The 13044-nt window shown below is 35.5% G+C and carries 9 protein-coding genes; 8 read left to right on the top strand and 1 reads right to left on the bottom strand.

All coding sequences use genetic code 11. The features are described 5' to 3' along the window. The first annotated feature begins 1 nt into the window (after position 1). Positions 2–1765 (top strand): SulP family inorganic anion transporter, encoded by a 1764-nt coding sequence (locus WAZ07_RS22415; RefSeq protein ID WP_336474246.1) that lies wholly within the window; start codon positions 2–4, stop codon positions 1763–1765. A 231-nt stretch (positions 1766–1996) separates the two neighbouring features. Here WAZ07_RS22415 and WAZ07_RS22410 read toward each other — a convergent pair whose 3' ends face one another. Further along, the gene (locus WAZ07_RS22410; RefSeq protein WP_090914870.1) at positions 1997–2137 is read right to left on the bottom strand and encodes a YrzI family small protein; all 141 of its coding nucleotides are present in this window, start codon (positions 2135–2137) and stop codon (positions 1997–1999) included. A gap of 710 nt (positions 2138–2847) precedes the next feature. On the opposite strand from WAZ07_RS22410, the gene WAZ07_RS22405 reads away from it, so the two are divergent. The 7 genes from WAZ07_RS22405 (at position 2848) to WAZ07_RS22375 (ending at position 12976) form a co-directional block, all read left to right on the top strand. Further along, positions 2848–3783 carry an alpha/beta fold hydrolase gene (locus tag WAZ07_RS22405; RefSeq protein ID WP_336474217.1) on the top strand — a complete coding sequence of 312 codons (936 nt, stop codon included), beginning with the start codon at positions 2848–2850 and terminating at the stop codon, positions 3781–3783. A 157-nt stretch (positions 3784–3940) separates the two neighbouring features. Then, positions 3941–6025 (top strand): V-type ATP synthase subunit I, encoded by a 2085-nt coding sequence (locus WAZ07_RS22400; protein WP_336474216.1) that lies wholly within the window; start codon positions 3941–3943, stop codon positions 6023–6025. Between the two features lie 302 nt (positions 6026–6327). After that, complete coding sequence (gene helD, locus WAZ07_RS22395) at positions 6328–8676, top strand: RNA polymerase recycling motor HelD (protein WP_336474215.1); 2349 nt, start codon at positions 6328–6330, stop codon at positions 8674–8676. 143 nt (positions 8677–8819) lie between these two features. Continuing rightward, positions 8820–8945, top strand: coding sequence for a hypothetical protein (locus WAZ07_RS22390; protein WP_277928448.1), 126 nt, complete (start codon positions 8820–8822; stop codon positions 8943–8945). Between the two features lie 193 nt (positions 8946–9138). Beyond that, a complete protein-coding gene (locus tag WAZ07_RS22385) occupies positions 9139–10659 on the top strand; it encodes a spore germination protein (RefSeq protein WP_336474214.1) in 1521 nt (506 codons plus the stop codon). A 27-nt stretch (positions 10660–10686) separates the two neighbouring features. Continuing rightward, the gene (locus tag WAZ07_RS22380) at positions 10687–11793 is read left to right on the top strand and encodes a spore germination protein (RefSeq protein ID WP_336474213.1); all 1107 of its coding nucleotides are present in this window, start codon (positions 10687–10689) and stop codon (positions 11791–11793) included. Continuing rightward, positions 11774–12976: a Ger(x)C family spore germination protein gene (locus WAZ07_RS22375; RefSeq protein ID WP_336474212.1), complete on the top strand. Its 1203-nt coding sequence runs from the start codon at positions 11774–11776 to the stop codon at positions 12974–12976. The genes WAZ07_RS22380 and WAZ07_RS22375 overlap by 20 nt, the downstream gene beginning before the upstream one ends. Positions 12977–13044: the final 68 nt, after the last annotated feature.

Genomic DNA, 13044 nt, shown 5'->3' with positions numbered 1-13044 from the left:
AATGAAAGGGTTATTTACAGGAAGATTTGAAGGATACTCGTTGGGGCACTTTCAAAAGGATCTTCTTTCAGGAACGATTGTCGGAGTTGTTGCGATTCCACTTGCTATGTCTTTTGCCATAGCTTCTGGGGTTAAACCAGAGTATGGGATTTATACCACATGTATTGCAGGAATTCTTACTGCGCTATTTGGTGGTTCAAGATATCAAATAGGAGGGCCGACAGGTGCTTTTGTTCCGATTCTTTTAAGTATTGTAATTACCTATGGATATGAAAATTTATTACTGGCGGGTTTATTAGCTGGAATTCTTTTATGTTTAATGGGAATTTTTAAATTGGGATCTTTAATTAAGTTTATCCCCCGTCCTGTAACAGTTGGTTTTACATCAGGTATTGCTGTTACTATTTTTACGGGACAAATTGCTAGCTTTTTAGGTTTAACAGGTATAAAAAAGCATGAGGCATTTATAGCAAATCTGAACGAAATCTTTATTCATATTAATACCATCAATTTTTATAGTATTATAACAGCTTTCATTTGCCTTATTGTTATACTCGTAACACCAAAAATCTTTCCAAAAGTGCCTGGTTCATTAGTAGCTATTGTAATTTCAACTTTAATTGCAACGGTATTTTTCTCAGGCCATGTACCGACTATCGGTACAGCATATGGTACGATACCTAATACACTTCCGCAGTTTCATGTACCAGAAATTACGTTCGATCGCATCAAACAGCTAATGGGTCCGGCATTTGTAATTGCAATGCTCGGTGGTATTGAATCGCTTTTATCCGCTGTAGTGGCAGATGGTATGACAAATAGTAAGCACAACAGCAACAAAGAACTTATTGGTCAAGGAATTGCTAATATTGTGACACCATTATTTGGAGGTATTCCAGCAACTGGAGCAATTGCTCGAACAGCAACTAATATTAAGAGCGGAGCTACTTCACCGATATCAGGTGTTATTCATGGAATCTTTGTTTTATTAATACTTATATTATTCGCTCCGTATGCTTCGCATATTCCACTTGCTAGTATGGCTCCCATTTTAATGGTGGTAGCTTGGAACATGAGTGAACAAAAACATTTTGCTCACATTCTTAAAATGAAGAGTGGAGATTCGCTTGTATTACTTGTAACATTTTTGTTTACTGTATTTACGAGTTTAACAACAGCTGTAGAAATCGGCCTTATTTTAGCTATTATTTTATTTACAAAACGTATGAGCAACATGCTCGTCATATCTAAAGTGCTTCCAGATCATACAAGAAAGAATGAAAAATTATTACCACATGTGGTGAATAAAACTCATGATTGTCCGCAAATTAGTATTTATACAATAGAAGGACCTTTATTCTTTGGCGCTGCTCAAACATTTGAACAAAACATTTTAGCAACTATTCATTATAAACCCAAAGTTTTAATTTTAAGAATGGGAAAAGTTCCTTTTATTGATACTACAGGAGAGTCCTATTTTAGAAGTATTGTTCATTCTTTTAAACAACAAGGTGGTATACTTCTAGTCTCAGGAATTCAATCTGAACTCGAAACAACTTTAGTTAGAAATGGGCTGTATGTTGAAATTGGGGAACAGAATTTCTTTGAACATACAGGGGATGCAATTACCTATGCTTTAGAACATTTGGATACAAAAAAATGTATAGACTGTAAACACTTTGCATTTCGCGAATGCACTCAACTTTCTCATCAACCTCAGAAGGTGAATACAGTAAAGGGTAAAGTAAATGCATTAGACTTTTAAAAAAGTAATAAATAAGAATTGAGAACAAGGTTGCATGTCAAATTTTATCCGGGAAAAGCCCGATTGGTGAGGGCTGATAATCAGTGGGGGATGAAGAAAACCCCCACTGATTAAAGTTTCACTTTATATAGTTTTGTTATGCGGAGTCTACCTCTACAATCCAAATCATAATTTTCCGCTTTGATAAACTCATCCTAAACATCTCCTTTCATCGCTATTTGGTATTCATAATTATAGGTGGTTATAAAACGATATTTGACGATCTTTTACTTTGTCCATGATTTGTTGAACACGTTGTTCATGTTCAAGTTCTTCTTTGGATAGACGAGCTTTTTGAATCGTAATCGTTAAAAAGAATACATGAAATGTCATATATTTTTAACTCCTCTCAAATGTATAAAATTGTAAGAATGTGAAAATCGCACAAAAAAGCCACAGGAAGACAGAGTGCTCCTGCGGCAAGGCATGAAAAAGCCACAGGACGGCATTCGACCTCCTGTGGCAGAATAATTAAAATCATAGTAAATGCGATTTTTAATTCTCCATATGGGTGGTCGAACATTTATTTAATTGTGAAACAGGTGCTGCATATACAGTTACTTTCATCATATCATTCGACCTCCTTTGGGAATTTTTTCTTACGTATGTAAGTATATACAATTAGGTAATCTTTGTAAACCCCAAAATTTAAAAATAGGATAAAATTTTTGAATTTTGATGAAAATATACAATTTTTAAGAGAGATTTCACAATGAACGGCGAACAACTAGTGAGGAGAGGAATAAAGTGAAACTTTAATCAGTGGGGGTTTTCTTCATCTCCCACTGATTATTAGTTGAACCAATCGGGCTTTTACGGGCAGTTTATCTCCTACCTTACTTCTTTGCTTTCGCTGAATTTTGAGGTGGCAGTATTACTGCCCGTTAATGCGGGATAAATTAAAATTGCTCATTTTTAGAGGAATACATTTTTGGGGAAAGACAGTTGTTGAAGGAACACTGTGAAGAAATGATGGAATTAATCTATTTAAAAACGAGAACATAAATTTTTAAAAAAAGTTGAATGGGGGTACGATTATTGTCATGGCTTTTCAAACTGATTATCATTTAAAAACAGCAATTAGCACAGTACTATTTCCGTTTACAGCGGCAAATCTGTACATAAGAAAAAAGAATGAAACGAAAGAACCTGGAAGTATCGTGAAAGTCGATGATCGCAACGTTCATGCTATTGTTTCTGGTGAAGAAAATCGAAATCCTACTGTTATTTTAGATGCCGGATTAAGCGGAAATTGTTTAGCTTGGTGTCTTGTCCAGCCTGAATTATCAAAATTTACAAGAGTGGTTTCTTTTGACCGGGCTGGATATGGCTGGAGCGATACGAGAAGTGGTTTATCGACGAGTCAAGAAGTAGTGAATGATTTGAAAATGACTTTAGACAAAATGAAAATTTCTCTCCCTTATATTTTAGTAGGACATTCATTTGCAGGACTAAATATGCGCTTATTTGCAAGTCAATATCCTGATGAAGTAGCGGGAATTGTATTCATTGATGCGGTCCATGAAAATCGATACTTGAAAGAGGAAATGGACACAGGTAGGTCACAACAATACGTAAAAAGCTTAAAGCAGATGAGATTAGGATATATCACCTCTTCGGTTGGTTTACCGCGCTTATTAAAAATACCAGTAGGAGGGAGGAGTCTTCCGACGCCAGTTCAAAATCATGTAAAGCATGTAGGGTATACTCCTGGAGCATATGAAGCAGTGTATAAGGAAATGTTGTACAGTGAAGAATCAGCGAAACAAGTAAAACAAGCAGAGAATTTACGAGAAAACTTACCAGTAGTTGTAATTAGTTCTAATAATGCAGATCCAATATGGAAAGAGCAGCAGCAGTTGTTATGTGGATTAACGAACTGTACGAAGCATATTCAAACAGAGAACGGTCATTCGATTCAATTGGAGAATCCAGAGGTCGTGATAAAAGCCATAACAGAATTATTAAAGATAGAATAGATTGTCTCAGAGGCTCAATGTTTCTATAAAAAAAGAGAAACATCGAGCTTTCTTTTTTTCATAGATTGCGTAATGAAAATCAAAAAATGGGAAAATATATAAATTGTAAGTGAAAAATATGAATAAAAAGAATACACTTGTAGAAGGAGGGGTGGGAATGAAGGACTGGAAAGATGATATTTTTAGAATACTTGGAGTATGGTCTTTACTTGGTGCTTATATCGTTTTAACAATGTCGATGCGTTATTCATGGTTAACGTTGTATCAAAGTTTAACGGTATTAGGAGTACCCATCATTGCAATCGCATGGTATTTTGCGATAAGAAATGTACTGTTTGCAAATGTGTTGTTTATAAGAGGGATGCGTGTAACCATATATCTCGCTTATGCGTGGTCATGTTGGATGCTTCGAAATATTTACGGTATTGAAACTGAGAAAATTTGGCTTTCTATTAGTTGGCTACTTCCAGTATTATATCTTTATTTTACTGACAAAAAACCAGAGTGGTATGTACTTGGCGGCGGAGCATTGCTTTTCTTTTTATCAAATATAGATGAAACGACGTGGTTTGTTGTTTCGCACAAATGGCAATCTATTATTATAACGATTGCCTTAGTTATTTGGTACCGCCTAGAACGAAAAATACCGGGTCGCTATTTATTTTATACAGCTAGCCTATTAGGATTATGGATGGTATATCTTGCATGTTTATATGAGGGAGGAGAGCCTAGCTACTGGGTAAAAGTCGTGTGTGCAATATTCATGACAGTCACATACTTGATCATATTCAAAAAAATAAAAGAAGGACATTTATATAAAATAACAACTGGTGCAATCTTAACGTCTTGGTCATTGTATGCATTGATAGACATAACGAATCTCTTTGTAAATTTAACTATGAATATCTCTTATATATTGATGGGACTTGTCGGTTTGTTTGTTGTTATTTCGCAGGTATTTTTCACTTGGCAAGAAAAAAAGAAACAAACGAACACAAACCCTCGGCAAATAGGAGAATATGTGCTATATGTTTTAGTGAGTTCAATAGGAAGTGTTCTTTTCCTTGCGAGTCTTTACTTCATTTTATGGGAAACAGTAAGAGAAAGCAGCATAATGATGATTGTAGGCGCCACGCTAAGTGTGCTTGGGATTTGGGGATACAAAAAAATAACAGCAAAATTTTTGCGAATTTTTTTATTTGTTTTTGCTATCACAGCAGGAATTACAACGCTTGTAACAAGTCACCATTACATATGGGGAGTGTTGTATGGTAGTTGCGTATTTGGGTATTGGTTATTTGCAAAATATAAGGCAGAACAATATAGTTTATGGTGGTTATTAGAAGGAGTCATCATAAGTGAATGTATAAGAAATGCGGAATATATAGCGGGTATGGGGTATCTCGTACTCATCCATATTGGCTTTCTCATTTTTGCGATTGTACGGAAAAATAAATTTTTATTACGAAATAGTGTTGGATTTGGAATGATATATGCATTTTTCTATTTGTTAGGAAAATACGAAGGTGCAGATCCTTGGTTTATTGTAAGTGCTCATGGCGGATATATATTATTTCTTGTACTAGGCATGTTATATGTAAGGGATACTGTAATAAAGAGAATTGGTATCGTTATCTATTTGTTTACGAATCTTATTATGTATGAGACAAATTACATTGGAAATTATGGATTAAGCTGGATGCTGTTTCTGGCAGGTGTTGTATTGTTACAAACAAAAAAGCAGCAAAAACAAGAGGGCGTTATAAAATATAACAGAACATACAAGAAAACACACGTATGGTTAGTAAGTATACTTTCTGCTTTTATTTTACTAGGTACTGTTACACAACAAGAATGGAACTATTATAACAGTAATATTGTATTACTAGAATTGGAAAATCCAGTGAAAGAATTAGAAGATATGAAAAAAGTCTGGTTTTCTCTCAAAATAGAAGCGGAAGCAAACGAAATGATGTTGAATCGTGAAACAAAAAAAGAAACAAAAACACCTGTGTTTATAAAATTGAAGAAAGAACAAGGAAAGAATTATCGCATAGATCAAATAAAGCTCGGTGACTACCCGAAAGAAAAAGGAATCTGGATAAAAGGATATATAAACTATGGATATGTTACGATTGGAAGTACACGTGAAGTTCCTGTTGCCCTTGTGAAAGGGGAAAGGATGTATGCAAAAGTCCAAATTGCGAAGAATGGAAATAGTAGAGTGATCGAAATTCAATGAAGTGAAAGGATAAGAAGTAATTGAATACGCCAAATGAAAAATCGATTCCTTATTAAGGAATCGATTTTTTTATTTAATATGTAAAAAGTCTGGAATTTTAATGAACGCCCTCATACAGAGTGGAATTGTTTGATAACGGTATCTATTTTCATTGAACTAAGAAAGATGTATATGTTAAAATGAAAAAATGACCACTAGAAAATATTTTCTTTCATTCTATAATTACCCAATTTTATTTTATCAAAAACACCTGTGTTTGTCAAACTTTTGGTCAAATTTTTTTGTCGATAAGGAGTGACAATATGGAGCAGTATGAACGAGAGCAGAAGAGAGAACAGCATCGAATAGAGGAAGTTGTAAAAAAAATTCAAGAGCGTGTGGAGAGTCTCCAACAATATGTAAGTAGCGGGCAAAAAGAGGTAGTTCATATTCGAAAAAACTTTTGGGACGATGTAACAGTTAACTTTGATAATGCTGAAGAGGCTATTGAAACAGCAGCAAGTATAAAGCAACAAGCAGAGTTGTTAGCGGAAAGAGAACGTAGTCACTATCATGCAGATAAGCAGCTTACCATGTTAAAACGACTAGAGCAATCTCCGTATTTTGGGAGAATTGATTTTTTAGAAGAAAGTGAAAGAAGTCCTGATCAAATTTATCTTGGCATTCATTCCTTTTTTGACGAAAGTACAGAACAATTTCTTGTTTATGATTGGAGAGCACCAATATCTAGTCTGTATTATGATTATTCGTTGGGATCGGTCGTGTATAAGGCGCAAAATGAAATGATTACAGGAGAAATAACTTTAAAGAGACAATTTATCATTCGTAACGGTCAAATGGAAAGTATGTTTGATACGGGAGTAACAATTGGTGATGCATTATTACAAGAGGTGTTAGGGAAGAATGCGAACACACAAATGAAAAGTATCGTTGCTACGATTCAGAAAGAACAAAATCAAATTATTCGTAATGAAACGAGTCGTTTACTCATTGTGCAAGGAGCAGCAGGAAGCGGAAAAACATCGGCTGCATTGCAGCGTGTGGCCTATTTACTATACCGATATCGAGATACATTACATGCAGATCAAATCATTCTTTTTTCTCCTAATCCAATGTTTAATAGTTATATATCGACTGTTCTTCCTGAATTAGGAGAAGAGAATATGAAGCAAACAACATTTCAAGACTATGTAGAGGAGCATATAGAAAAAAACTTTCATGTAGAAGATCCGTTTACGCAAATGGAATATGTACTTGCGGGGAAAGAAGACTCAAAATACTTAGTACGCATGCAAGGTATCCAATATAAAGCAAGTGCGTCTTTTTTGAAAATTGTAGATAACTATGTGACGTATTTGAGACAAGGTGGAATGCTTTTTAAAGATGTGAAGTTCCGCGGAAATTTATTAATATCAAAAGAGGAAATAAAAGAGAAATTTTATTCTTTTCCTCTGTCGATGAGGATTCCTAATCGAATAAAATTAATTTCTGAGTGGCTACTAAAAGAATTAAAGAAAAGAGAGCTGCTAGAACGAAAAGAACTTTGGGTGGAAGAAGAGATACAGCTATTAGATAAAGAAGCGTATGCTAAAATTCATAAAAAACTTCAACAAGAGAAACAATATGATGCTAATACATTTGATGATTTTGAACGTGAACAACAAATGTTAGCTGCAATGATTGTGAAAAAGCATTTTAAGCCACTTCGTAAACGAGTGAAAGGTCTTCAATTCATGAATGTACCTGCGGTTTATGTACAGTTGTTTGCAAATCCGTTGTTTGCAGAGAGATTTACGAGCAAGAATGAATTACCGCTATATTGGAAAGAAATATGCCAAGAAACAGTAGAACGCATACAGCACTTTCAGATGGCTTATGAGGATGCGACGCCTTATTTATATATAAAAGATCAGCTCGAAGATTTACAACGAAATACATCTGCAAGGCATATATTTATTGATGAAGCACAAGATTATTCTGTTTTTCAATTTACCTTTTTGAAGCGATTATTTCCACATAGTAACATGACAGTACTTGGTGACTTTAATCAAACGATACATGCACATGCGACTGAAAATGGTTTTTCGCAATTGTGTGCTTTGTATGGAGAGGAAAAGAGTAAGAGGATTGAACTTACACGTAGTTATCGTTCAACGAAACAAATTATTGAATTCACACGGCAACTTATTTCAGAAGGTAACTGTATTGAACCATTTGAGCGCGAGGGGAGAAAACCCGTTATAACAGCAGTAGAAACAGATGAAGAATTACATCAAAGAATTATAAATCGAATTAAATATTTGAAAAAAAATAATCATAAAACGATAGCGATTATTTGTAAAACTGCCGAGGAAAGCAAAGCGGCATATGACATACTACAGCAACATGTACAACTTCACCTTATCGAAAAAGAAACAGCTTCGTTTGATTCGGGAGTACTTATTATACCTTCCTATTTAGCGAAAGGTGTAGAGTTTGACGCTGTTATTATTTATAATGCTTCAAACCAACAATATAGAAAAGAAAGCGAACGTAAGCTTTTTTATACGGCTTGCACACGTGCTATGCACGAGTTATATATTTATTATAAAAACGAATTAAGTCCGTTTTTATCAACAGTAGAGGTAAATGCTTATATGCAAGATAAATAAACGAAACAGAGGTCACGCTTCATAGCGTGACCTCTGTTTCGTTTACATTTTTATATGGTAGCAAAGCGTATTTTGTTGGATTAAATTTCCGCGCATCACACATAATAATGCGTAAGAAATTTTGATGATTTAGGATGGTTAAAATGTGGAAAACGATTGTTTCCTACCTTCCGGAGTGGAAAGTTTTTGGGCAAGCTTTTATTGTATTGTTCATCCCGTATATGATTTCAAAAATTTTTAGTTGGATTCATAAATTAGAAGGGAAATAAAAGAATAAATGATCAACTGTATTTATTTTGAGGTCAACCACAGAAGAATAACTTTATCAATATCCTCTCAGTCTAGAAACCATTTGCTGCAATACTAATGAAAATCTTTTGATTGCCACTGAAGTTAATATGGTATTAGGCTACCACTTAATTTGGATGCACACTAAGCTTTTTAAGAGAAAGAGTGATAAGAATGAGAGAGCAGAAAGTTAGTTCTATTTCAGATCCAAAAGAAAAGTTTATAGGCGATTTCACTTTGGACTTGGAACTTGTAAAGCAAGAAATTAGTGAACACTCAGATGTGCACTTTCGGGAGTTTAACATTGGGCGTACTGGTATTCAAGCGGCAATCATTTTTGTGGAAGGATTGTCAGATAAAGAGCTCATCGACACACACATTATGAAATCATTAATGAGTAATTTTTATGAAGAATATAAACATGACTCGTCTTACATGAAAGGTACAGTTTCAAAAGAGTTTATTAAAGAGCAAGTCCTTTCCATTAGTGAAGTAAAAGAAGTTTATGATATAAAAGATTTGATGTCAAAAGTATTGACAGGTTCAACGGCACTGTTGATTGATGGCTCACCAGATGTATTAATTCTTAGTACAACGAAAGGGAGAACCCGGAACGTAGAAGAGCCTATCTCAGAGGTGTCAGTCAGAGGTCCGCGGATAGGTTTCACAGAAATTTTAAGCGATAATACCGCTCTTTTACGACGGCATGGTGAAAATGCAGGCTTATCATTAGTAAAATTCCAAGTAGGGAAGCGGGCAAAAAAAGACCTTGTCGTTGCTTATATGAAAGAGATTGCTGATTCGGAGTTAGTAGAAGAAGTTAAGAGGAGAATTCAGAAAATTGACATTGATAATGTACCGGAATCAGGATATGTAGAGCAGCTCATTGAAGATAATTACTTCAGTCTTTTTGCACAAGTACAGAGTACAGAGCGTCCTGATCGCGTCATTGCTGCATTGATGGAAGGGCGGGTTGCAATTTTATTAGACGGAACACCTTTTGCATTAATCGCCCCAGTTACATTTAGCATGATGATGCAATCGCCAGAAGATTATTATGAACGTTGGATTTCTGGCACGCTTATCCGTCTGTTACGTTTTGGAGCAGCTATGATTGCTCTTTATACACCTGCTTTGTATATTTCGTTTATCTCGTTTCACCCTGGATTAATTCCGACTAAGTTAGCTATTTCTATCATAGGAGGACGGATAGGTGTTCCTTTTCCCGCGATTATAGAAGCACTGCTTATGGAAGTAGCTATCGAAATTTTACGGGAAGCCGGACTGCGGTTGCCAAAACCAATTGGCTCGGCCATGGGGATCGTTGGCGGACTGATCATTGGGCAGGCTGCGGTAGAAGCTGGAATTGTTAGTCCTATTATGGTTATCGTAGTAGCCGCAACGGCCATTTCATCATTTGCGCTCTCACATTATAGCACAGCGATTCCACTTCGCATCCTTCGCTTTGTAGGAATGTTTTGCGCGGCCTTGTTTGGATTGTACGGGCTCGTTCTGTTTTTTCTCTTCTTATGCGGTCATTTGGTAAAGCTGAAGAGTTTTGGCGTGCCCTATGTTAGTCCAGCTGTTCCTTATCGATCAAGTGATTGGAAAGACTTTATAGTTCGGGCTCCATTTCAGATGATGAAACGTCGTCCAAAGATGCTAAATACGAAAGATCCAATACGAAAAGGATAGCTAACTTTGAAAAGGAAGTGACCAGCGATGATTACCAACCCTAAAGATCGAATTGAGACTTCACAAGCAGCTGTCATTCTTATCAATTATGTACTTGCAGCAGGTATTCTCACCTTACCTAGAACAGCTGCAGAGAAAGTGAAAACACCAGATGTTTGGATAACTGTTATTTTAGGCGGGTTGATAGCGATGATTATGGGGGTAATCATTGTAAAATTAAGCCAGCAATTTCCTGGAAAAACATTTTATCAATTCAGCCAAGACATTGTAGGAAAATGGATAGGTGGGTTACTTAGTCTATCTATTATCGTTTATTTTTGTACCCTTTCCTCATTTGAAGTAAGAATATTGGAGGAAGTAACAAGTTTCTTTTTACTGGAAGGAACCCCTGGCTGGGCTATTATTATGACATTTATGTGGGTAAGTCTCTATTTGATGATAGGCGGCATAAATCCAATGGCTCGTATGTTTGGGATTATATTCCCAATTACAGTCTTTCTTTTTTTGCTGACTGCCTTTATGAGTATTGGGATATTTGAGATAGATAATCTCCGTCCCGTATTAGGATTGGGTGTTATGCCAGTACTAAAAGGGATCAAAACAACAACTCTCGCTTATTCAGGTGCTGAAATCATGTTGCTCCTTTTAGTGTTTATGAAGAAGCCGGACAAAGGTGTAAAAGTTGTATTAGTTGGAATTGCTATTCCTTTGATTTTTTATGTAATTACAGTTGTGATGGTAATTGGAGCGTTTTCTATCGATGGAGTAGTAACGAGAACATGGCCAACGTTTGATCTCATGAGAAGTTTTGAAATTCCTGGTTTAATATTTGAACGGTTTGAATCTTTATTACTTGTAATATGGATTATGCAAATCTTTTCAACTTATACAATCTGTTACTATGCTGCTGCTTTTGGATTAGCTCAACTTTTTAAAAAGAATATTCATTCATTTATGTATGGGTTATTACCAGTTGTTTACATCATTGCTTTAATCCCAAAGAATACTAACGACTTATTCATACTGGGAGATATGATTGGAAATGCTGCTTTGTTTTTATTCGGTGTATTGCCAATTTTTTTCCTTATGATTGTGAGATGGAGGAAGGGAAAGAATGAAACGAAATCTCAATAATATAAGATTCCTCCTAATTTTACCATCAGTACTTTTCCTTTTTTCTCTTACAGGATGCTGGAGTAGTCATGAAATTGAAGAGCTTGGTTTTGAAGTAGGTTTAGCATTTGATAAGGGCAAGGAGGCGACTATTGAAAAAGCACTAGAAGAAGAAGGCGGCGGATATTCAAAAAAAAACCTTATAACCACTACCTATCAATTTGTTAAACCGCAATCATCCAGTGGGGGGAAGGGCGGGGCATCGCAAGAAAAAGCCTATACGAATGTTTCTGAAACGGGAGATTCTCTTCATCAAATGATTCGTGAAGTTTCATTAAGAAGAGATCGCCCCGTAATTTTCCACCATACGAAAGTGATGGTTATTAGTGCAAATCTCGCTCGTACGTATAGTTTGAAAAAGTTACTAGATGTGTTTCTTCGTGATAATGAGATTCGACCAAGCTGCCTCATGTTAATTAGCAAAGAGCGAGCTAGTAAGACGTTAGAAATGAAGGAAACCGGAGAAATTCCGGCGCTTCGTCTGTATGGAATTGCAGATAATCAATATAGAACATCAAGGATTTTACCTCCTGTTCCTCTTGCTAAATTACCAGGTAAGATGCAATCAGAGTCCAGTTTTCTTTTACAAAATGTGGTATCAGCAAAAGGGGAAGTAAAATTTTCGGGAGCTGCTATCATAAAAGGAAAGACAAAAAAACTGCATGGTTTTTTGTCTGAAAAGGAATTGGAAGGCTTAACCTGGATAACAGGGAAGGGAAAAGGTGGTTTAGTAAAAGGTGTTGATAAAGAGACAGGACAACCGATTATGTATGAGGTGGCGTCTATGAAAAGTACAATCACTCCACACGTTAAAGGAAACAAAATTTCTTTTGATGTAAATATCGAATCAGAGGGGCGGATATCTGAAAATTGGGTTACTTCGGAAACTCCTTTTAAAAATAAATTTCTAACAAGAGCTGAAAAAGCTGCTAAAAAAGAAGTGAATCGGTTAGTGAGCCATACATTAAAAAAAATTCAAAAAGAGTACCAGGTCGATGTTGCCGGTTTTGGAAACAGATTAAGAATTAAATATCCAAAAGAATGGGAAAAGGTCAAAAAAGATTGGGATAAAACATTTAGTAAAGTTCCAATCAAATATAGTGTAAAAATAAACATCAAAGGTTATGGAGCAAAAGGATCTTAAAAGTGATCGTTTTTAGAAAGAGAAAAGAACAGTGAGTTAAAGTATCACTGTTCTAATTTTTGTAAACC

Source organism: Bacillus bruguierae, from assembly GCF_037104725.1.
Lineage (GTDB): Bacteria > Bacillota > Bacilli > Bacillales > Bacillaceae_G > Bacillus_A > Bacillus_A bruguierae.
This window is presented reverse-complemented; position numbering and strand designations above follow the sequence as displayed.